The sequence below is a fragment of the Paenibacillus sp. FSL E2-0178 genome (assembly GCF_038593005.1).
In the GTDB taxonomy this organism is placed as follows: Bacteria; Bacillota; Bacilli; order Paenibacillales; family Paenibacillaceae; genus Paenibacillus_AQ; species Paenibacillus_AQ phytohabitans.
Genome location: NZ_CP151953.1, coordinates 6,411,893 through 6,434,995, shown reverse-complemented (window position 1 = coordinate 6,434,995; position 23,103 = coordinate 6,411,893). Strand labels below are relative to the sequence as shown.

Annotated in this window: 12 protein-coding genes, 7 tRNA genes and 3 rRNA genes; 1 reads left to right on the top strand and 21 read right to left on the bottom strand. The window is 51.2% G+C overall.

Annotated elements, in window-relative coordinates; genetic code table 11:
* Positions 1-90: 90 nt before the first annotated feature.
* The 3 genes from MHI42_RS27995 to MHI42_RS27985 all read right to left on the bottom strand — a co-directional run bounded on the left by MHI42_RS27995 (position 91) and on the right by MHI42_RS27985 (position 4,309).
* Positions 91-2,400: a helix-turn-helix domain-containing protein gene (locus MHI42_RS27995; protein ID WP_342421296.1), complete on the bottom strand. Its 2,310-nt coding sequence runs from the start codon at positions 2,398-2,400 to the stop codon at positions 91-93.
* Between the two features lie 58 nt (positions 2,401-2,458).
* The gene (locus tag MHI42_RS27990; RefSeq protein ID WP_342421295.1) at positions 2,459-3,235 is read right to left on the bottom strand and encodes a GDSL-type esterase/lipase family protein; all 777 of its coding nucleotides are present in this window, start codon (positions 3,233-3,235) and stop codon (positions 2,459-2,461) included.
* 165 nt (positions 3,236-3,400) lie between these two features.
* The gene (locus tag MHI42_RS27985) at positions 3,401-4,309 is read right to left on the bottom strand and encodes an AraC family transcriptional regulator (RefSeq protein ID WP_342421294.1); all 909 of its coding nucleotides are present in this window, start codon (positions 4,307-4,309) and stop codon (positions 3,401-3,403) included.
* Between the two features lie 132 nt (positions 4,310-4,441).
* Here MHI42_RS27985 and MHI42_RS27980 point away from each other — a divergent pair, with 132 nt between their 5' ends.
* Entirely contained in the window at positions 4,442-6,430 is a 1,989-nt protein-coding gene (locus MHI42_RS27980) for an alpha-amylase family protein (RefSeq protein WP_342421293.1), read from the top strand.
* A 535-nt stretch (positions 6,431-6,965) separates the two neighbouring features.
* Here the strand turns inward: MHI42_RS27980 and MHI42_RS27975 are convergent.
* The 18 genes from MHI42_RS27975 to MHI42_RS27890 form a co-directional block, all read right to left on the bottom strand.
* Positions 6,966-7,044: transfer RNA gene (locus MHI42_RS27975), tRNA-Leu, on the bottom strand.
* A gap of 53 nt (positions 7,045-7,097) precedes the next feature.
* Positions 7,098-7,174 (bottom strand) — tRNA-Arg (locus MHI42_RS27970).
* A gap of 6 nt (positions 7,175-7,180) precedes the next feature.
* Positions 7,181-7,255: transfer RNA gene (locus tag MHI42_RS27965), tRNA-Gly, on the bottom strand.
* A 36-nt stretch (positions 7,256-7,291) separates the two neighbouring features.
* Positions 7,292-7,369 (bottom strand) — tRNA-Asp (locus MHI42_RS27960).
* Between the two features lie 7 nt (positions 7,370-7,376).
* Positions 7,377-7,450: transfer RNA gene (locus MHI42_RS27955), tRNA-Met, on the bottom strand.
* A 40-nt stretch (positions 7,451-7,490) separates the two neighbouring features.
* A tRNA-Val gene (locus tag MHI42_RS27950) sits at positions 7,491-7,566 on the bottom strand.
* An 87-nt stretch (positions 7,567-7,653) separates the two neighbouring features.
* A tRNA-Glu gene (locus MHI42_RS27945) sits at positions 7,654-7,728 on the bottom strand.
* A 142-nt stretch (positions 7,729-7,870) separates the two neighbouring features.
* Positions 7,871-8,389 (bottom strand): AAA family ATPase, encoded by a 519-nt coding sequence (locus tag MHI42_RS27940; protein ID WP_342421292.1) that lies wholly within the window; start codon positions 8,387-8,389, stop codon positions 7,871-7,873.
* A 541-nt stretch (positions 8,390-8,930) separates the two neighbouring features.
* Complete coding sequence (ltrA, locus tag MHI42_RS27935) at positions 8,931-10,097, bottom strand: group II intron reverse transcriptase/maturase (RefSeq protein WP_342421192.1); 1,167 nt, start codon at positions 10,095-10,097, stop codon at positions 8,931-8,933.
* A gap of 915 nt (positions 10,098-11,012) precedes the next feature.
* A 5S ribosomal RNA gene (gene rrf / locus MHI42_RS27930) occupies positions 11,013-11,129 on the bottom strand.
* Between the two features lie 148 nt (positions 11,130-11,277).
* Positions 11,278-14,206 (bottom strand): 23S ribosomal RNA (locus tag MHI42_RS27925).
* Between the two features lie 384 nt (positions 14,207-14,590).
* A 16S ribosomal RNA gene (locus MHI42_RS27920) occupies positions 14,591-16,148 on the bottom strand.
* The 16S, 23S and 5S rRNA genes sit together here, the layout of an rRNA operon.
* A 453-nt stretch (positions 16,149-16,601) precedes the next feature.
* Entirely contained in the window at positions 16,602-18,116 is a 1,515-nt protein-coding gene (locus MHI42_RS27915) for a LysM peptidoglycan-binding domain-containing protein (RefSeq protein ID WP_342421291.1), read from the bottom strand.
* A 225-nt stretch (positions 18,117-18,341) separates the two neighbouring features.
* Positions 18,342-19,223, bottom strand: coding sequence for a branched-chain-amino-acid transaminase (ilvE, locus tag MHI42_RS27910; protein ID WP_039300474.1), 882 nt, complete (start codon positions 19,221-19,223; stop codon positions 18,342-18,344).
* Between the two features lie 4 nt (positions 19,224-19,227).
* Complete coding sequence (pheA, locus tag MHI42_RS27905; RefSeq protein ID WP_042217035.1) at positions 19,228-20,115, bottom strand: prephenate dehydratase; 888 nt, start codon at positions 20,113-20,115, stop codon at positions 19,228-19,230.
* On the bottom strand, positions 20,112-21,092 hold the full coding sequence (gene thrB / locus MHI42_RS27900) for a homoserine kinase (protein ID WP_342421290.1): 981 nt from the start codon (positions 21,090-21,092) through the stop codon (positions 20,112-20,114). Before thrB ends, pheA begins: the two co-directional genes overlap by 4 nt.
* A 60-nt stretch (positions 21,093-21,152) precedes the next feature.
* Positions 21,153-22,439 carry a homoserine dehydrogenase gene (locus MHI42_RS27895; RefSeq protein ID WP_171718256.1) on the bottom strand — a complete coding sequence of 429 codons (1,287 nt, stop codon included), beginning with the start codon at positions 22,437-22,439 and terminating at the stop codon, positions 21,153-21,155.
* 97 nt (positions 22,440-22,536) lie between these two features.
* Entirely contained in the window at positions 22,537-22,974 is a 438-nt protein-coding gene (locus MHI42_RS27890) for an ACT domain-containing protein (protein WP_039300484.1), read from the bottom strand.
* Positions 22,975-23,103: the final 129 nt, after the last annotated feature.

Genomic DNA, 23,103 nt, shown 5'->3' with positions numbered 1-23,103 from the left:
ACGTGGCGCAGCAAAAAGCCCGCTACATGAACATCGCTCATTTAGCGGGCCTGGCTTAAGGCTGAAAAAAACTTGTTTATTTGCTTTTGTTTACTTGCTGCGGTCAATGGCAGACTTCAGGCGGTATTCCTTCGGTGTCGTTCCGTAGCGGCGTTTGAACAGGCGGTAGAAATAGCTTTCGTTGCCGAACCCGACCTTTTCCATAATTTCTGTAACGGTCAGGTCCTTCTGCTCCAGGTACTCTTTGGCATAGGCCAGGCGGGCTGCATTGATCTGATCCACCACGGTCGTGCCTTCCTGCGCTTTGAACACCTGACCCAGGTAGACGGAGTTCATCTTAAGCATATCAGCAATCCGCTGCACATTCAGATCCGGATCGGCGTAATGCTTATCAATAATTTCCTTCACCGTTTCGGCCAGCAGCCGGTTCTTATCCTCCCGCCCGCTGCGCCGCTGCTCAGCCACCTCGCGCACAACCTCCAGAAGTACGGCCTCAATCTCATGCAGCGTCTCTTTTTCCAGAATACGCCGGTTAACGGCCTGCAGGTTGACCGATACCGGGTTGACGTTGCGGTTATTCATCTCGCCAAGCGTATTGCTTAAGGTGACCGCAAGATGAAGAACCGCCGAGAACATATTCTCGTAGCTGAAGCTGCCGAGCAATTCTCTCCATTTGCGGATCGTCTGCTCTGTCTCCGCCAGATCCCCGCCCTTCAGTCCTTCTGTCAGCTGCCGTTCCAGCTCCTGCGGGATACGCAGCGATTCATTCCGCTCATTCTCCCGCAGCATTTCAGGCTCAATCACTGCTCCCTTGCCGAAGACCATCCGGTAGTTCGAGTGACGCATGGCCAAATTGTAATGCCGGGTGATGCAGCGGTAATCCGTGAACACTTCGCTCAGCGTAACCGTAAAGGTAATATGGTAGTAGTCAAAAATCGTCTGCTGAAGCTCCCGGAAGCGCTCCTCCAGCTTCGCAAGTGTCCCGGCTCCGCTGCCGGTGATGAAGACCAGATGGCCGCTTTTCATATCGGCCGCTTCACAAGTCCCTTCCAGCCGTAGCTGCTCCTGGCCGATATTGGCAATGGCAAAGTACAGCAGGGATTCCATCGGCAGCCCCGGCTCTGCCGCCAGCCCCTGCAGATTGTCAATCTGCACCAGCGCCAGCCGCAGCGGCGACGGATAGGCGATGTCTATTCCGTGCTGCTCCCTGATCTGGAGGAATGCCTGTTCATCGAGGCTATGGCTTGACCCGATCAGGCTGCGCAGCTGGTAGAGCTTCGCAATATTGGACTGCGAGGCCCGTTCCAGCTCCAGACCCTTCAGCTTGCTGATCATCTCGGTTACATTCGCCGCAATCAGCGACAACTCATCCTTCGCCTGCGGAGCACTGCGTACATCCTGCGGCACCAGCGTCAGCAGCTGGCCCACCGGCTTATACAGCCGCAAGGCAAAGAACACGGATAGCAGGATAGCGAGCAAAGCAACAGACAGTGTGACCGCGATCTCCGTCCATTTCATCTGCCGTACGCTGCCCAGCACAACATCGTAATCCTGCATACTGACGATCTGCCAGTTATTCAGCGCTTTGCTCAGATAAGTGACCTTGTACTTCCTGTCTCCATACGTTTCGTTAAAAGAATTAAGCGGCGCAGACGAAGAAGCAATCCGCGGCAGCAGGTCCGCCTTGATGTCAAGACCGACCGGAAGCAGCCCGTCGGTTGAAATAAGCACCTCGCCGTCACTGTCCGTAATGAAGAGGACATCATCTTCCCGCTCCGCCACATGATTAAGCGCTTTCATGTTATCCAACATCCAGCCCGGCTTCACCGTCAGAATCAGCACATTGTCATTAATGGAACCGAGAGTGTCCCCGTCATATATAAAGATCGCAAATACGTCTATCCCCTCATCCTTTCCGTCAAGGTCCAGCGGAATCAGCTGCAGCTTCGGCAGATCCGCCCGCGAGGCCATATAGTTCTTAAGGGAATCGTACAGGAGACTATTGTTAATTTCATGGTTAAGCGACGAGAAGAACCGGTGCTGGGCCCCATTGTAAAAGACGGCAGCATGCAAATACGGGGAAGCTGCCACAGTATGGTTGAGGCGTTCAATCTTGAGAATGCTCTGCCTGTAATCCGCGCCGGACTTCAGGGCGAGCAGTTCTTCGTCATTGTACAGCGAAACCGCCAAATCCTTCACGATACCATTCATATTCTCAATATTGTAATTGATTTGGGTCAGCAGCTTCCGGTCGGCTTCGTTCTGCAGGCTGAGCACCTTGCCGCGGGCATTCGAGTTCACAAATAGCGAAGCCACAGCCAGTGTGGCAACAACAAGCATAAAGCTGAGTATAATCCGCTGTAAATATTTCCGCGAGCGGATCGTCTGCAGTACATTCATAGGTGATCTCTCCCGGTTCATAGGGTGACCTTAATATAATCCCGCGCCATTTTGCTTGTCAATCCGCTTTTCCGCGGGCCGCCTCCCCCGATTCCTCCGCACCCGGCAGCGTATCCGGCTCTGCATCGAACAAATTCCGCAGAAGTGTCCGTGCGATTACCCCGTGTCCCGCTGCGTCCGGATGGATTCCGTCGCCATATCTATACGAGGCATTCAGTGACCGCTCCTGCCGGATATGCTCCAGCAGCGGTGTGCGCAAATCGATGATGCCATCCGCAGGACATTCACCGGACAGAAGCCAGCCCGCATAACGCTCCAGCACCTCATCGTAATTCTGGTAAGGAGCCAGATAGCTGAAATCAGCCGCATCCGCCGGCTGCAGCCGGCCGTTCATTGACGGGGCATCGAATGGCGGCGGTGTCATCAGCACGACAGCGGCCCCGGCTTCACGGATTTGTGTGCTCAGCTGCTGCATTCCCGCCTGATAGGCTGCGAAACGCTCTTCCGACAAGGGATGATAAATCCCGTCGTTCATTCCATAGCAAGCTACGGCCACACCCGGAGACGCTGCCGCAAGCTCTCTTGCCAGCCGTTCATGGATGCAGGGACGCGGAAACGGATGCGCCGCTTCGCTGAGGCCCGAGGCCGTCTCGCTGGGTACACCGCACGGGATGAGCTCCACCGCCAGATCCGGGCGGTGCTGCTTCAACCATTCCCGGATTAAGCGGATATACAGGCCATCCGCCGTAATGCTGTCCCCGAGGAACATAATCTTGAGATTCGCGGTTTTTTTTGTCACGCTATCAATAATCGTATTAATATTTAAAGGCAGCATATCTTCCCTCCTGATCATTGCGCCATTTCCCCGGCTTGGCCTATGCCAAGCGTTTCTCCTGCAATCTAATGGTAGCGCCACCTGCCCTTTTCCGCCTTAACGATCCCGACTTTCTTTAGCATGATATCGACATGACAGCGCTCTTGGCAGCACCCGCAGCGGCTCTTAGATTTCCTCCGTGCCGGTAGAGGCAGCTGTATCTTCCCTCTGACGCAGCCGCCGGCGGTACGCTCCGGGAGTCAGTCCAAATCTCGAACTGAACAGGCGCGTCATATAGTTGGGATCTTGAATGCCTACCCGTTCGGCAATTTCTGAAATACCCAGCACCGTACCGCCCAGCAGCTTTTTGGCTTCCTCCAGACGCAGATGGAGTACATATTGCAGCGGCGTGGTGCCGATATGCTGTTTCATGCACCTTGTAATATAATCCGCCTGGAAATGCAGCTCCTCTTCAAGTCCTGCAAGATTGAACGGCTGTCTCCAGTGGACATCCAGGTAGCCTGCCGCTGCCCGGGCCAGCCGGACCGCCGGCTCTGGCTGTGCAGTCCGTATGCATTCCGTCTGAAGCGCCTCCAGCAGCCCGGCCAGCAGCAGGTGGAGACGCAGCGCATTACCTGCACTCAGCCTGCTGTGGATCTCGTTCATCTCATGCAGAATCGGCTCCAGCGTCTCTACGTCGACTGTGGCGTATTTCGGCATGTACAGACGCTGCTGTGCAGAGGGCTCCTCATCCTCCACCGTTCCCTTGGCCAGCAGGGATGACCAGGGAATATCCTCCCGCCGAATATATGCCGGCTTAGATTCATGGATGAAGTGCACCCAGTATATTTCTGTATCCTCCTCACATGCCCGGTAACCTTCATGCGGCAGTCCCGCCTCCAGCACCAGCAGCTTTCCCGGACCCACCGCATACTGCTTGTCCTCTTCTCTCATATAGAGCGTTCCGCGCTTCACCAGCAGCAGATCATACACACCGAAGGTACGGGCGAAATGCCGGTCTCCCGGCGGCCAGACGGCATGTCCCACCGTGACGAATTGCGGCAGCGGCGGAATCGCTAATTCCAGACACAGCACTGGCTATCTCTCCTGTCCAAGTCGATTTTGTGCTATTCAAAGTCTATAATATCACTGGCTGCCCCGCCATAAAAGAGTTACATTGACTGGGAATCCGCTTTTCATCCAAATCGTATAAGGGGCTGTGTATCCATGCGTTTTCGTCAGGTTCACCTGGACTTCCATACTTCTGAATTCATTCCCGGCATCGGCAAAGATTTCACCAAATCCCAGTTTCAATCCATGCTGCGTGCCGGTCATGTTGACTCTGTTACGGTATTCTCCAAATGCCATCACGGCTGGGCCTATCACTTCAGTGAAGCCAATGAAATCCATCCGCATCTCTCCTTCGACCTTCTGGGGGATATGATCAGTGCGGCTCACGAAATCGGAGTCAAGACACCGGTATATCTGTCCGCTGGCCTTGATGAGAAGCTGGCCCGCCGCCATCCCGAGTGGCTGATCCGTGATGCAGAGGACCGCACACGCTGGGTGAAGGACTTCATGACGCCGGGTTATCATGAGTTTTGCATGAATACACCTTATCTGGACGTTTTGCTGGCGCAAATCCATGAAGTAGTTTCCCGTTATGATGCTGACGGTATCTTCCTCGATATCGTCGGCGGCCGTAAATGCCGCTGCCAGTACTGCGTCTCGGCACTGCAGGCAGCCGGCCAGGATCCCCGCGATGAAGCAGCCGTTACTGCCCTCGGTGAACAGACTTATCTGAATTATGCACGCCGTGTCCGGGAGACGATTGACGCGGTAAAGCCAGGCCTTCCGGTCTATCATAACAATGGTCATCAGCAGCGGGGCCGCCGTGATCTTGTCCAGGTTAACAGCCACCTCGAGCTGGAGTCGCTCCCAACCGGAGGCTGGGGCTACGATCACTTCCCGCTGTCAGCACGGTACGCCCAGACCCTGGGCATGGAATTTCTAGGCATGACCGGCAAATTCCATACCTCCTGGGGCGAATTCGGCGGCTACAAGCATCCGAACGCGCTGCGGTATGAGGCCGCGCTCAGCCTTGCCCACGGTGCAAAATGCTCCATCGGTGACCAGCTTCACCCTTCGGGGTTTATGGATGAAGCGACCTATGCCCTAATCGGCGCTGCCTATGCCGAGGTGGAGCCGAAGGAGCAATGGTGCAACGGAGTGGAGTCCGTTGCGGACATCGCTGTCCTGTCCCTGGAGGCGGCCCGTGAAGCCTGCCCAGACGGACAGGCGCTGAAGGGACAGCGGAATCTGGCTGATGCAGGAGCAGTGCGTATACTGAGTGAAGGACACTACCTGTATGATATCGTAGATACATTCAGCGATTTTGCCGCTTACAAAGTCCTGATCCTGCCGGATGAAGTGCCGGTATGGCCGGAACTGGCTTCCGCTATTGAAGCCTTTACAGCAGGGGGCGGCAAGGTGCTGGCCACCGGACGTTCGGGCCTGAATCCGGCAGGTGATACCTTTGCGCTGAATCTGGGTATCCGCTGGCAGGGAACAAACCCGTACCGTCCGGCGTATTTCCATCCGTATTTCACGCCCGGCGCCCTCCTGCCTGCCTCTTATGTTATGTACGGTGAAGGTCAGCTGGTAGAATTACGGGAAGGACAATCGCTGGGTCACCTGGAGAATCCGTATTTCAACCGCGATGTCTTTACTTTCTGTTCGCATCAGCATACACCAGGTACCAGAGAAGATAATGGACCAGCCATGGTTGAGACCAGCAGCGGTATCTACATCGCCTGGGATGTGTTCAGCGACTATGCGGAAGGCGGCCACCTTATCCTCAAAGAAATGGTGCTGCATGCCCTGTCCCGGCTGCTTCCGCGTCCCACCCTGCGCACTTGTCTGCCGGCCCGGGGAATAACGACCCTGCAGTACCAGCCTGCGGAGAAGCGCTATGTGCACCATCTGCTCTATGCCGCCCCTGCACTGAAGGGCCGTATCGAAGTCATCGAGGACATCGTGCCGCTGCGGGACATTTCTGTCAGCCTGAACCTTCCGTCTCCTGCCCAAGTCCAGCGGGTCTATCTGGCTCCTTCGATGACTGAACTGCCTTTCACAGCAGGCCGAAACGGTGAGCTCACATATATGGTTCCTTATCTCGAGAATCACCAGATGGCAGTGCTAGAGCTTGCCCCTTAAAAACAAAATTCACCCTACGGGTGAATCCAGATCATACTTATTGATTGCGTTTCACATCAGCTGAAGTTTACCGGGCTCTACATGAACTATCCGCTCAGCAGGCGGACTGAGATTCCCTTATTTGAGCAGATCTGGCGAAATCACGGAGTATCCGGACTGAGATTCCGCTAATTGTCCTGAACTGCTGCATTTTAAGCCCAAATGAACAACATAGCGGATTCTCAGTCCTCTTTCACCTTAGGAGGCATGTTTTCGGCAAAATAACGACTTACCAGTCCGCTTCAGCAAGGAATTCCGTTTGTTGCATAGTAGTCACAGTCACCGGCCTCTTATTAATTACTGCGGATAGTCATAACAATGAAGAAAACCGGCGGGGGATGCCGGAAGAGTCAGAGGAATTATACCGCTTGGAATGACTGGCTTATTTGGAGCCAAGTTAAAGGTAATCGACAATTGCTCAACCTGTATAATATCCTTAAAAAAAACAGGCTTACAAATTTGCCCGAAAGCAAATCTGTAAGCCTGTTTATGATGATACCGGCGAGAGGACTCGAACCTCCACGGTTTCCCTCTCGATTTTGAGTCGAGCGCGTCTGCCATTCCGCCACGCCGGCAAATTATAAGTACATATCCCTTAAGGACACTTTGATTATTCAAGAAGTAAATATGGCGCGCCCTGAGAGATTCGAACTCCCGACCTTTTGATTCGTAGTCAAACGCTCTATCCAGCTGAGCTAAGGGCGCAAAATATGGAGCGGACGACGGGAATCGAACCCGCGACCCTCGCCTTGGCAAGGCGATGCTCTACCGCTGAGCCACGTCCGCACACGGTATGTATTCATTATGTTACTTAAATAAAAATGGCGGAACCGACGGGATTCGAACCCGCGATCTCCTGCGTGACAGGCAGGCATGTTAGGCCAACTACACCACGGTTCCAAAACAATTGCGGGGGCAGGATTTGAACCTGCGGCCTTCGGGTTATGAGCCCGACGAGCTACCGGGCTGCTCCACCCCGCGTCAGTAATAAATGTATTCACTTCTATCTTGCAAGTCTCCATGGTGGAGGCTGAGGGGTTCGAACCCCCGACCCTCTGCTTGTAAGGCAGATGCTCTCCCAGCTGAGCTAAGCCTCCATCGAAGAAGCAACTTAATGATCATAACACATTCTCATGAGATATACAATCATTATTTATTTCAACTTTAGAGATTGAAGAAGATTATGGTGACTCGTATGGGATTCGAACCCATGTTACCTCCGTGAAAGGGAGGTGTCTTAACCCCTTGACCAACGAGCCATATCAACAAACAATCTTTCGACAACAAAAAGTATTATATCAAATATATGATTATAGTGCAATAGAAAACACAATAATTATTAAAATCTATTATCCTTCCACTTCAACACTAATCTGGATCGCCATTGCAGATCTCCCTTTTCTATTCCCCGGTCTCCAGCAGAGACATAATAATTCCAGCTACCTCTGGAATAGATATCTGCTCAGTGTCCACATAACACTCAAAGACCTTGTTCTCCAGCCCTGTAAGACATCTCTCCATCTGTACAGCAGCCCAGGATCTCCTGCCTTCACCACGGCCCTTCAGTCTGCTATACAGGGTCTCAGGGGAAGCAGTCAACGTGAAATGACGAACCACTATCCCTTCGCTTCTTAGTCTGCCCACAATCTGCATAAAGTAGTCTGGATCTACTAGGGTCATAGGTACAATAATCGTTCCATTATACTCTGAATCTATGTATCTAAGCATTGAATACGTAAGCTCACGCCAGAGCGGATGGCTCTGAAAATCGTTTTTTGACATGCCTCCTGGAAGGTTATCACGGATATAATAGCCGGCATTCTCCGGATCGAATACATAAGAATGTGGAATACTCCGGTGGAGCTCAATCGCCGTTTGCGTTTTTCCTGAACCAAAGGTTCCATTCAGCCAAATAATCACATACGTACCTCCCCGATACATACACCAATTATAATCCATATACAAATAGACTATATAAACCATACTTTAGATTACAACTAAATTAGTAACCGATTACTGCTTATGTGATACGTAATTTATTAAATTACCCACACCTGATTCGTCGCTTTCAGATTTGATATTCTTAAGTTACCACTGTACAGGCTTAAATGTTGTACGTATTTTGCATGAAATACAAGAATTGCCCGCTAATGTCACCTGTAGGAAGAGAAATGCTGCTTTTCATACAACATTTTTGGATTATAGCTGAGATTATAAGGAGAATGTTGTATTATACGCAGGAATTTTAAATGCATTCCGTTTCTTCACCTCAGGCAGCGGGCTAAAATCATGAAATTCATGTGTTAACTGTACAAGTAGGGTAAGACGAGGGATTACTCCCTCGGACTCCCCGTCAAACCGTGCATGCAGATTTCCCGCACACGGCTTTCCTTCGTCAGTTCCCCATCTTCAGGAGTGAGTTTCCTTCATCCATCGCCGGATTGCCTATTTCACTCCTGAATTAGGAACGCGTGGTGAGTAAGCTTGTTAGAAATACCATTCCCGCTGCTTCCAGTTCCTTATTTGGAATCAACCGGTTTGACACCGTAGATTTCTTTTTGCGCCTGAAGGCTCGCACCCTCATCCGCGTCCATTTATCCAGACGTTCAAACTTTTTCTTTACATCTCCTATCCCAAAATAGTTTCCAAATCCTCGGATGATTTCGTTTAGCTTCTTGAGCATTCCCTCCAGGTTGGTTCCTTGCTGCCTTCGGGTCGCGTTTCGGATTTGTTCCTTATATTTCTTCATTTTCGCTTCCGGCAAGCTCACATAGTTCCTCCTGAAGTCAAATCCCAGAAAACGAAATCCTTCTTTAAAATCCACCACTTTGGTTTTCTCCGGGTGCATCCGCAGCCCTAGGTCCTCTTCCAGGATCTTCTTTGCTGCCAGATATGCCTCTTTTGCCTTCTCCTTACTCTTGCATAGGATCACAGCATCGTCTGCATATCTGACAACGGCAAATCCCTGCTCCTTCATTCCCCAGTCAAACGTATTCAGATAGATATTTGCCAGCAGCGGCGAGATAACCCCGCCCTGTGGAGAGCCGATTTCCGTTTCATGGAACTGATCATCTTCCATGATTCCCGCCGTTAGCCATCCGCGAATGAGCGTCAGCACTTTTCCGTCGGTGATCCGCTCTCGTACCTTCTCCATGAGTCCCTCGTGGGGAATTTCATCGAAGAAAGATACAATATCCAGGTCCACTACATATTCATATCCGTTACGTTTGGCCCGCCGGATCGTGTGTATGGCTTGATGCGCCGAGTATCCTGCCCGAAATCCAAAACTATAGTAGTAAAAGTCCTCTTCAAAGATAGGCTCAATGATTTGGCGTACCGCTTGCTGACATACCCGATCCCGGATCGTGGGAATGCCTAACGGCCTTAACTTCCCATTCTCCTTCTCGATGTAATGCCGCCTCACGGGATCTGGAACGTAACGCCCCTGCTGCAATAACCTTTGGAGTTCTCTTAGGTTCATGCTCACATTCTTCTCGTACATTAGGGTGCTGACGCCATCCACACCGCCACTTCCTTGATTCTTCTTTACCGATAGCCAGGCTTCGTGCAGATTGTTCATTTGGTAAACCTTATCGATTAAGGAATAATAACGTCTTTTCGGTTTCATTGGTGTTTCACCACCTTTACCGCTACTCACCAAGCTGGTCTTGTTTCCGCTACATAGATCGATTCCTTGCTTATTCCATCCCGGCAACTGCGTGTTAGAAAAAAAAACTTTCAATCGCTCCTGCTGCCCTGGATGTACTCAGGTCGCCAGTTTGCCTCATCCCCAAGCGCTCTTTCGCTCTCGGCGGGACGTACCCCCTCGGTCAAACCCTCGCTGGTTAAAGACGTTTACGATCTCCACTCACGAACACTCACAGGCTTTGACGAAGCACGTTCCCTTCGCCTCTGTCTCTCCTCTTTTGGAGTGAGAGCAGGGTATGCGACACCACTTTTTTTTTCTGGCTAATTGCCTTTCAAAAAAAATCCAGGCGCATACTCATCCGGGTTTTCTCCTCCAGTCTGTTACCAGCTTTCATTGGCCCGGATTTACTCACTACTACGAAACGATCCGCCATCTCGCAATCCTTCGGCTTGGCTTTCCCTTTCGGTTATACCTCCCCTACCTTGTCCGCGTTTGCGTCAAGGAGACTACGAGACTTCCCTCAGTTATCTGCACCTTCTATTCCATCCATCCTGACCCTAATCACGTCGATGAGTTCTACAGGTCATTTCCCTTTGGTTGTTTTCCTGTAAAATATACGTTCTCGTATAAGCTTCCCCGTTTTTCGGGCGGGTCGCCCGACATCGCCGCCACCTCTGGTTCACTGCATTCCGGGCTGGACTTTGCCTGCAGGCCCTTCGGATTCTTCCTCACGGAAGACACCCTGCCTATCCGTGCAACCTTCGGTTGCCGGATATCTACTTCGGCTACGGCACTTTAAAGGGTAAAGTTACCGGGTGGATTTGAACCACCTAGATGGTGCGACTGTGAGGCGCACCAAAAAACCACCGTTGAATGTCAACAGTGGTCTTAAGTGCTTGGCGGCGTCCTACTCTCCCAGGACCCTTCGGTCCAAGTACCATCGGCGCTGGAGGGCTTAACGGTCGTGTTCGGGATGGGTACGTGTGGAACCCCTCCGCTATCGCCACCAAACGGGCATTTGATATACAAATGCTATGATTCAGGTCTCAGCATCGCTAAATGCTGAAAACAAATTTTCTCTATAGAACTACTTGAGCTCTATAAATTACAATTTGATTCCTGAAAACTGAATCCGAAACGAATCTGCGCTCTAAGAAATTTGGATAAGCCCTCGACCGATTAGTATTGGTCAGCTCCATGCATTGCTGCACTTCCACCTCCAACCTATCTACCTCGTCGTCTTCAAGGGGTCTTACTAATTGGGAAATCTCATCTTGAGGGGGGCTTCACGCTTAGATGCTTTCAGCGCTTATCCCGTCCGTACGTAGCTACTCAGCCATGCTCCTGGCGGAACAACTGATGCACCAGCGGTACGTCCATCCCGGTCCTCTCGTACTAAGGACAGCTCCTCTCAAATTTCCTGCGCCCACGACAGATAGGGACCGAACTGTCTCACGACGTTCTGAACCCAGCTCGCGTACCGCTTTAATGGGCGAACAGCCCAACCCTTGGGACCTACTTCAGCCCCAGGATGCGATGAGCCGACATCGAGGTGCCAAACCTCCCCGTCGATGTGGACTCTTGGGGGAGATAAGCCTGTTATCCCCAGGGTAGCTTTTATCCGTTGAGCGATGGCCCTTCCATGCGGTACCACCGGATCACTAAGTCCGACTTTCGTCCCTGCTCGACTTGTTGGTCTCGCAGTCAAGCTCCCTTATGCCTTTGCACTCTTCGAATGATTTCCAACCATTCTGAGGGAACCTTTGAACGCCTCCGTTACTCTTTAGGAGGCGACCGCCCCAGTCAAACTGCCCGCCTGACACGGTCCCCGTACCCGATTAGGGCACTAGGTTAGAACCTAGATACGATCAGGGTGGTATCCCAACGGCGCCTCCGCAGAAGCTTGCGCTCCTGCCTCAACGGCTCCCACCTATCCTGTACAGATCGTACCCAAATTCAATATCAAGCTGCAGTAAAGCTCCATGGGGTCTTTCCGTCTTGTCGCGGGTAACCTGCATCTTCACAGGTATTAAAATTTCACCGGATCTCTCGTTGAGACAGCGCCCAAGTCGTTACGCCATTCGTGCGGGTCAGAATTTACCTGACAAGGAATTTCGCTACCTTAGGACCGTTATAGTTACGGCCGCCGTTTACTGGGGCTTCGGTTCACAGCTTCGGATTGCTCCTAACCACTCCCCTTAACCTTCCAGCACCGGGCAGGCGTCAGCCCGTATACTTCGCCTTGCGGCTTCGCACAGACCTGTGTTTTTGCTAAACAGTCGCTTGGGCCTTTTCACTGCGGCCCCCTCGGGCTATTCACCCTACCGAGGCACCTCTTCTCCCGAAGTTACGAGGTCATTTTGCCGAGTTCCTTAACGAGAGTTCTTCCGCGCGCCTTAGAATTCTCTTCTCGCCTACCTGTGTCGGTTTGCGGTACGGGCACCTTCTCCTGGCTAGAGGCTTTTCTTGGCAGTGTGAGATCATGACCTTCGCTACTACAATTTTCGCTCCCCATCACAGCCCAGCCTTATCGATGTGCGGATTTGCCTACACATCAGCCTCACTGCTTAGACGGACACTTCCATCAGTCCGCGTCACTACCCTCCTGCGTCACCCCATCGCTCATAGCGGATTACGGTGGTACAGTAATTTCAAACTGTTGTCCTTCGACTACGCCTTTCGGCCTCGCCTTAGGTCCCGACTTACCCTGAGCGGACGAGCCTTCCTCAGGAAACCTTGGGCTTTCGGCGGATCAGATTCTCACTGATCTTTTCGTTACTCATACCGGCATTCTCACTTGTATGCTGTCCAGCGCTCCTTACGGTACACCTTCAACCTACATACAACGCTCCCCTACCCCAGATGCAAAGCATCTAGCCATAGCTTCGGTGGTGTGTTTAGCCCCGTTACATTTTCGGCGCAGAGTCACTCGACCAGTGAGCTATTACGCACTCTTTCAATGGTGGCTGCTTCTAAGCCAACATCCTGGTTGTCTGTGCAACTCCACATCCTTTCCCACTTAACACACACTTGGGGACCTTAGCTGATGGTCTGGGCTGTTTCCCTTTTGACAATGGATCTTAGCACTCACTGTCTGACTCCCGGCAAGAAGTTAATGGCATTCGGAGTTTGACTGAGCTTGGTAACCCTTGCGGGCCCCGCACCCAATCAGTGCTCTACCTCCACCACTCCATTCACCGAGGCTAGCCCTAAAGCTATTTCGGGGAGAACCAGCTATCTCCGAGTTCGATTGGAATTTCTCCGCTACCCCCACCTCATCCCCGCATTTTTCAACATGCGTGGGTTCGGGCCTCCAGTGCGTGTTACCGCACCTTCACCCTGGACAGGGGTAGATCACACGGTTTCGGGTCTACGTCCACATACTAAATCGCCCTATTCAGACTCGCTTTCGCTGCGGCTCCGGCTTCTCACCTTAACCTTGCATGTTAAACGTAACTCGCCGGTTCATTCTACAAAAGGCACGCCATCACCCATAGATCGGGCTCTGACTTTTTGTAAGCACACGGTTTCAGGTTCTATTTCACTCCCCTTCCGGGGTGCTTTTCACCTTTCCCTCACGGTACTGTTTCACTATCGGTCGCCAGGTAGTATTTAGCCTTAGCAGATGGTCCTGCTGGATTCATACGGGGTTTCACGTGCCCCGCACTACTCGGGATCCGTCTCGGAGAGAACACAGTTTAGGCTACAGGGCTTTTACCTCTATCGCGGGCCTTTCCAGACCTCTTCGCCTACCATATTCCTTTGTAACTCCATGTGAGACGTCCCACAACCCCAAGGGGCAAGCCCCTTGGTTTAGGCTGTTCCGCGTTCGCTCGCCGCTACTGACGGAATCACTATTGTTTTCTCTTCCTCAGGGTACTTAGATGTTTCAGTTCCCCTGGTCTGCCTCTACATTTCCTATGTATTCAGAAATGAGTAACTGCGAATTACCACAGCTGGGTTTCCCCATTCGGACACCCCCGGATCAAAGCTTGCTTACAGCTCCCCGAGGCAGTTTCGTTGTTCGCCACGTCCTTCGTCGGCTCCTGGCGCCTAGGCATCCTCCGTGTGCTCTTATTAGCTTAACCGTCACTCCGGTGTTTCGCTTGCTTGCTCCTCTTGTTTTGAATGCCGCTCATGGATTGCTCCATTCACTAACACATTCAAAGCCAAAGGTCGCTGCACAATCGAAAACCTTCGTTCTGCACTAATAACTATTTCAACTTGCTTACACAAGTTTCAGCTAAAAGATGTTCTAAAACGCAAATTCGTTTCGGTATCCAGTTTTCAAGGATCAAGGTGCTGAAATTTCGGTACAATCACGACTGTGATGTTCGAAAATTCAGACAGTTTAAAGATGAGAGCTTAAACTCTCAAAACTGACCAACGAGTGAGTAACAGGCCTAAACCTGAGTTTTGGAAGTAATACTTCCGATTTGAATGTCACCGTTGCAGGTGACGATTCTCCATAGAAAGGAGGTGATCCAGCCGCACCTTCCGATACGGCTACCTTGTTACGACTTCACCCCAATCATCTACCCCACCTTCGGCGGCTGGCTCCCTTGCGGGTTACCCCACCGACTTCGGGTGTTGTAAACTCTCGTGGTGTGACGGGCGGTGTGTACAAGACCCGGGAACGTATTCACCGCGGCATGCTGATCCGCGATTACTAGCAATTCCGACTTCATGCAGGCGAGTTGCAGCCTGCAATCCGAACTGAGACCGGCTTTGCTGGGATTGGCTCCACCTCGCGGTTTCGCTTCCCGTTGTACCGGCCATTGTAGTACGTGTGTAGCCCAGGTCATAAGGGGCATGATGATTTGACGTCATCCCCACCTTCCTCCGGTTTGTCACCGGCAGTCACTCTAGAGTGCCCAGCTTAACCTGCTGGCAACTAAAGTCAAGGGTTGCGCTCGTTGCGGGACTTAACCCAACATCTCACGACACGAGCTGACGACAACCATGCACCACCTGTCTCCGATGCTCCGAAGAGGGGCACTATCTCTAATGCTTTCATCGGGATGTCAAGACCTGGTAAGGTTCTTCGCGTTGCTTCGAATTAAACCACATACTCCACTGCTTGTGCGGGTCCCCGTCAATTCCTTTGAGTTTCAGTCTTGCGACCGTACTCCCCAGGCGGAGTGCTTACTGTGTTAACTTCGGCACCAAGGGTATCGAAACCCCTAACACCTAGCACTCATCGTTTACGGCGTGGACTACCAGGGTATCTAATCCTGTTTGCTCCCCACGCTTTCGCGCCTCAGCGTCAGTTACAGCCCAGAAAGTCGCCTTCGCCACTGGTGTTCCTCCACATATCTACGCATTTCACCGCTACACGTGGAATTCCACTTTCCTCTTCTGTACTCAAGTCACCCAGTTTCCAGTGCGACCCCAGGTTGAGCCCAAGGTTTAAACACCAGACTTAAATGACCGCCTGCGCGCGCTTTACGCCCAATAATTCCGGACAACGCTTGCCCCCTACGTATTACCGCGGCTGCTGGCACGTAGTTAGCCGGGGCTTTCTTCTCAGGTACCGTCACTCCGGTAGCAGTTACTCTACCGGACGTTCTTCCCTGGCAACAGAGCTTTACGATCCGAAAACCTTCATCACTCACGCGGCATTGCTCCGTCAGGCTTTCGCCCATTGCGGAAGATTCCCTACTGCTGCCTCCCGTAGGAGTCTGGGCCGTGTCTCAGTCCCAGTGTGGCCGTTCACCCTCTCAGGTCGGCTACGCATCGTCGCCTTGGTGGGCCGTTACCCCACCAACTAGCTAATGCGCCGCAGGCCCATCCCCAAGTGGCAGATTGCTCCGCCTTTCATTCTCTCTTCAGGAGAGGAAAGAAATTATCCGGTATTAGCTACCGTTTCCGGTAGTTATCCCAGTCTTGAGGGCAGGTTGCCTACGTGTTACTCACCCGTCCGCCGCTAAGCAAGAACAGAAGCAAGCTTCCATTCAAACTCCGCTCGACTTGCATGTATTAGGCATGCCGCCAGCGTTCGTCCTGAGCCAGGATCAAACTCTCCAAATTGGTTTTAGAAAGAGCGATTGCTCATTTTGAAACATCTGACGAGAATTTTCATTCTCTATTTTGGAAGTCACTTTCGTGATTTCCCACTCACTCGTTGTTCAGTTTTCAAAGATCAAGCTCATTGTCAGCGCCGCTTACCGCGTCACCAGCAACTTTTATAATATATCATGTTTCTCATCTGAATGCAACACTTATTTTCCAGAAGTTGTTTACATACTCGTCAGAGTAACATGTCCAATCTTGTGAAAAGGCTTCCGCCTCGCGACTGGATTTATAATATACCATGCATTTATAACTAAAAACAACCCTCAATATTTACCATTTTAAAAATGGTTCTATAGAACTCCATAGTTATACTATACAAGTCTCTGTACCTGCAAAATTCCAAAAAAGTGCAGCAAGCCCGCATCCTATGCGTGACCTGCATGCACTCCATAAACTATAGTTTCAGACTTAGTTAGAAATCCATGGATTCTTATTCTTTTTGGCTGTACTTGAACGTCCGTTTGAGCTTGAACCTGTTTTGGAAGAAGTCTTAGCTTTGGCGGTGGTTGTCTGGCTGGAAGTTTTCACTTTTGCCGCCGCTTTGGAAGCCCCGCCCTTTGCATTCTTCACTGACGGCGTTTCAGCGCGTACTGCTTCAGGAGTCTCCGCTGCTTCCTGCACTGCAGGCTCTGGAACCTGGATTTCAGGTACACGGTTATGGGCAAAGTTCTCCATACCGGGGTAGGACGGATAAGCCGGGATATTCGATACCATTGGCTGATCGTACACCGGTGACAGCGCACTAGGCATTGAATTCATTTCTGCTGAATAAGGGGATACCATTCCCGGCTGCGGCATACCATACACCGGATACGTATTGTACATAGGCTGCATTGCTTGCTCATACGGATAAGGCTGAATAGACATTCCGCCGCATCCGCAGGAAGGCCAAGGGAGATTGACCGGCTGGCCGCTATACTGCGGAGATACAAAAGATGCGTTATCGCTCATCGGGCTCACTGCGGACATTGCCGCATTGTTATAGTCTGGCGCAGCGTTCGGGTACCAGGCTCCGGGATAATCTCCTGCAGGATAAGCATAGTACGGCGGGCAATCCGGCATGAAAGCTGCAGGCTGAATGTAGTTAGGAGCAGCGTTTATATCCATCATTCCCATGGGCTCATACACAGGATACACCGGCGGACAATTCATGAAATACGGGTTCTCATTCAGACCAGGATAACCTTCGCTCTTGTCGCATGGAGAGACTTTACCATCGTTCCATGCCGATGGCTGAACCTCAGTTTTATGTGCTTCTTTGGGCATCTCATATGTGATGGCTTCTTGTGCCGGAACTGAGATTTGTACAAATAAGCTTTGTTTCTCATGAACGATTTCCTGAATCGGCATCACTTCGGGTGCTTTATTGGGTGCAGGATTAGGCGCCGGTACAGGAGCAGCAATGGGAACCGGGACAGCTTCTGCGGCAGGGGACACGACAGGAGCCGGCTTTTCTATGGGCCCGGTATAGGTTTTTCCGCCAATAGCTGTTTTGTCTACGACTGCAGGTGCTGTGGATTGTGCCTGAATGGGAGTAGTATTAGCTTTTGCCGGAGAGACAGACTGAGCCTGAATAGGAGAAGCAGTATTAGCTTTCTTAGGGATATTCACAACTTCCCCTGTCATCAGAACATTGGGATTCTTAAGCTGCGGATTGGCATCAATCATGTCCTTCAGCGTAATGCCCCATGCTTTGGAGAGCTTCCACAAGGTATCGCCTTGCTTGACGGTATGCTTGTAATAGACCTCACTGTTATCTGGTACAGGTATCGGGGCTGCCGGTATTTTGACCTTATCTCCGACAGCGAGTACATCTGGATTCGTGATTTGCGGATTGGCCTCAATTATTTTTTGCAGCGGCACTCCATACTTCTGCGATAACGCAAACAGCGAATCGCCTTGCTTAACAATGTGTATTTTCACGCAGCATTTACCTCCTAATAAATATCTGTTGATCGACGTTGCCCCCCGGTTCAGGGATTACTGCACTTCAGCATGGTATATGCGGTACAGCCGCCTCCTTCGTTACTACATCTTATGCAGCCCATGGGCGAATGACATCCCTAATACAAAAAAAATCCTCCCATAGCTCTATGGGAGGATTGCTGCTATATTCATTCATTGGTTTGCGGAATAACTATTAAGGAACTATTCCCACACCTTGTAACCGTCTTTATCCACAACATTGCGGAATTCTTCAAGCAGCTGCAGGGTAATCGGACCGGCGTGACCGGAACCGATAATCCGGCCATCGATTTCACGGGCCGCAATAACTTCGGCTGCGGTACCGGTGAAGAAAACTTCATCGGCAATATATACATCATGCATGGTGAACGGCTCTTCCTTCAGCGGCAAGCCCAGTTTCTCACATAGCTCGATAATCGCCAGACGGGTAATTCCTTCAAGCGCGCCCAAATAGCAGGGAGGCGTGTAGACTACTCCTCTTTTGATAATGAAGATGTTGTCGCCCGATCCCTCGGTTACATATCCTTGCGCATTCATCATGATCGCTTCATCGGCTTCCGCCAGATTAGACTGGATTTTCACCAGAATGTTGTTGAGATAGTTCAGCGATTTGATCTTCGGATTCAGCGCATCCGGGATATTGCGGCGCTGGGATACCGACACGGCGCGGAGTCCGTTCAGATAAGCCTGTTCCGGGTAGATCGCCAGCTGCTCTACAATAATAATGACACTTGCTTTGGGACAGCGGCGCGGATCAAGTCCCAGGTTACCAGGACCGCGCGAAACGATCAGACGGATATACCCGTTACGCATCTCATTAAGACGGATAGTCTCAGCCATAGCCTCCAGCATCTCATCATACGTCAGCGGAATCTCCAGCATAATCGATTTGGCCGAATCATACAGCCTGTCCAGATGCTCTTTGCATTTGAAGATGTTGCCGTTATAAATACGGATTCCTTCGAAAATACCGTCTCCATATAAAAAGCCGTGATCAAATACCGATACCTTAGCATTGTCCTTCGTTACATGTTGTCCATCCAGATAGATCCATTGTTCAGCCATGAACTTACTGCACCTCCGCTTTCTCTTCCTCATAGGTGTATGTGGGATAGGACCCCAGAATCCGTACCTGACAGCCCAAGGCCTTGATCTCTTCGATCGCCCCCGGAAGCAGCACAGACTCTATCGGTTCCAGCACATCAATATAGAAATAATAAGTACCCAGTTTCTTCTTGGTCGGCCGTGATTCAATCCGCGACAGATTCAGCTTCCGCCAGGAAAATGCAGCCAGCACCTGATGCAGCGCACCCGGAAAATCCTCAGGCAGCGTCACAAGAATACTCGTCTTGTCCCCGCTGCTCTCTAGCGGCAGCTCCAGCTTCTCCTGGCCAACAAGTACAAAACGCGTGTAATTGTTGTTATGGTCTGTAACCTGCCGCTCCACGATCTCCAGCCCGTGCGTAGCTGCCCCCAGTGACGTACCGATAGCGGCCCAGCCCTTGCCGGGATTATCCTTTACAATCTCAACGGCTTCGGAAGTGCTGCCCACAGATTCCAGCTCCGCCCAAGGTGCGGCTTTGCGGATGAACTGCAGACATTGTGCCATAGCAACCGGATGGGACAGGATTTTGACAATCTTCGTATAATCCTTATGCCCGCTCCCATCCGTGAATTCCTGCGGATTACCGATCAGATTCTGCACCGACGGAAAAATCCACTCCGCCTGCATCGGCAGATTCACCTCGTTAATGAGCCAGTCAATATGCAGACTGACCGAGCCTTCGATCGTATTCTCAATCGGAATCACACTGTAATCCGTAACTCCGTTCGCCGTAGACAGAAAGACATCGGATATCAGCTTATGATGCTCAATATTTACCGGGTTACCCCCAAATAAATGCAGCAGCGCTTCATGCGACACCGAGCCCTGAGGCAATACCGCTATTGATTTCATGACTGTAATTCTCCTTTTATCATATCCAAAAATGATCCGTTTTGCATCCCGTTTCTTTCAAGCAGCTCCGTGGTAACACCTGAAGTACATGGCGACAGCCATACAGTCCGGGAAGGAATCCCATTCTCCTGCATTGTCTCTGTCAGGAAATGCTCCAGTTCCTGCTTCTTATCGCTGCTACGGTCCACCATACATAACAATGTAGGGCCTGCGCCGCTTAGCGCAATCCCCAGAGCACCGCGCCCGGGCGCCTCAGCAAGCAGCTTCTCCATACCCGGCACCATGGGAGCACGGTACGGCTGATGCAAGCGGTCCTGCATCGCTCTGCCAATCATATCGAGCCGGCCGGCGGAGAGTGCTGCAGTTAGCAGTGAGGTACGGCTGATATTATGGACAGCATCGCCCATTGTAACTTCGGCAGGCAGCAGCCCTCTTGCTTTGACTGTCTCCAGCTCAAATTCAGGAATAACCACAAGCACTTCCAGTGCCTGTGGAGGCTCTATCCGGATATAATCGGCATGCTGCCCATCCCATGCTGCTGTGATAATACCCCCGAAGATGGAGGCTCCAACATTATCAGGATGCTTCTCAAGCGCTGTGGCCATATCAAACAGCTTCGCAGACCCAAGCGGTGAACCAATCATAGCATTAGCTGCGGCCAATGCGCCAACAATTGCGGAAGCACTGCTGCCGAGACCCCGGGTGAGCGGAATTTCTGAATACATCGAGATGGATAGCTCGGGGACCGAAACCCCGGCTTCTGCAAACACCATCTGGGCTACCTTGTAGAGCAGATTGCTTTTGTCACGGGCGATACCCTTCATCTCATCACCATACAGGTGAAATACCGTTTCTGCCGCCTCTTCCATCTCAATCCAGGCATACAGTGACAGTGCCATGCCCAGTGTATCGAATCCCGGACCGAGATTGGCGGTGCTGGCAGGGACTTTTACTCTAGACCTTCCGTAAATACTCATGGCGTGGGAAATCTCCTTCGTTATATTTGCACGCAGCCGATGAATCTCGGAATGCGGTACTCAGCCTTCTACACGATAATGGCTTTTGATGCGGTGAATGACGTTCAATTGCTCTAAATGCCGCATTACTTTATTCATACTCGCCTTGCTGGCATTGTGCGTTACAATAATGATTTCTGCATCCGGATTATTAGTATTGGCCTGCTGCACTACGGAATCCAGACTGACATCATATTCGGCAAACACTTGAGTAATCTTCGCCAGCACACCCGCTTTGTCATCTACGTGCAGGAGGAGGAAGTTCTTGTAGAAGATATCTTCATCGCTCTTCAGCTTCTTCTGCTTATAGGGGACAATCTGCTTAAGCCCATTCACACCCAGCTTCAGATTCTTAATTACAGCCACAAGATCTGCCACAATTGAGGTTGCGGTAGGCATTGCTCCTGCTCCGGCACCATAAAACATCGTTTCCCCTACAGCTTGCCCATACACATATACGGCATTATATACTCCGTTCACGGATGCAATCGGATGGCTCGCACGGATCATCGTAGGCTGCACACTGATGCTGAATTCTTCATCCTGGCGTTCGGCAATGCCGAGCAGCTTCATCTCATAACCCAGCCGTTTGGCAAAAGCAATATCCTCTTTGCTCACGCCGGAAATCCCGCTCACACTGACATCGCTGAGTTCAACGTTGGTCCGGAAGCCAAGAGTGCCCAAGATCGCCATTTTGCGGGCAGCATCCAGACCCTCCACATCGGAGGTTGGATCAGATTCAGCATACCCGAGTTCCTGCGCTTCCTTCAGCACATCCAGATAAGACGCGCCTTCCTGGCTCATTTTGCTAAGTATGTAGTTGGTTGTCCCGTTAACGATACCCATAATCTTCATAATCTTGTCGGAGGAGAATCCTTCAATCAGTGTACGGATAATCGGAATGCCTCCAGCCACGCTGGCCTCGTAGAACACATCACACTGCTTCTCCTGAGCTTTGGCCAGAATTTCCGAGCCATGCAGGGCCATCAGGTCCTTGTTGGCTGTAACGATATGTTTGCCGCGCTCCAGCGCCTCTAGAATGTACTCTTTCGTTCCCGCAATACCGCCCATGACCTCGACAATGACATCAATTTCCGGGTCCCGGATAACCTCCCACGGGTCATCGGTGATCTTGGATGGATCGACTTCAATTTCCCGCGGCTTCTCCGTATTCTTCACGGCAATACGTTCAATCAGGATCGGCGAGCCTACCTGGCTGCTCAAATCCTCCTGATTCCCTTCAACGATACGGACTACGCCCGTACCTACTGTACCCAAACCCAGCAATCCCACTTTAACCGGCTTCATTTGTATCCTCCTAAAAGTTTTGCGAGCGTCTGCTCCTTGTATTCACTTCAAGCAAAACTCACTTCGTAAGCATAGGCTTAAGTTTTGTTAAGCAATACTAGCCCTGGCCGATAATTAACGCCCGCTTCACACCCGAGATTGCCTTTAGACTATCCAGTAAATCGCCTAATTCTTCATTTAAATGAGAAATTTCCACAGAGATCACCACGTTGGCCCGCCCCTGCAGCGGGATACTCTGGTGAATCGTCAGCACGTTGGCCCCGTGAACAGCTACAGAACCCAGCACTTTAGAGAGCATACCTGATTCGTGCTCCAGATCTATCGAGATGGTTACTATACGCTCACGTTCCAGCTGATGAATCAAATGAATTCCGTCTTTGTATTTATAAAAAGCACTGCGGCTAAGCCCAACCTGCTCCACGCCCTCGTGTACCGTTTTGGCATCTCCTGCTTCCAGCAGCTGCTTGACCTGCATGGTCTTCAGTACAGCATCGGGCAATATGTCCTCCCGGACCAAATAATAGCGTTCTTTCACGAACGTCCTCACCCCAAAGACTTTTGTATGTACATAGTGGACATTATACGGGATTGAAGACTTAAATTGCAACACTTTTTCCTCTGACAGCATGTGACCTTGAATTTTCAAAAAAGGCTATTCCGCCCG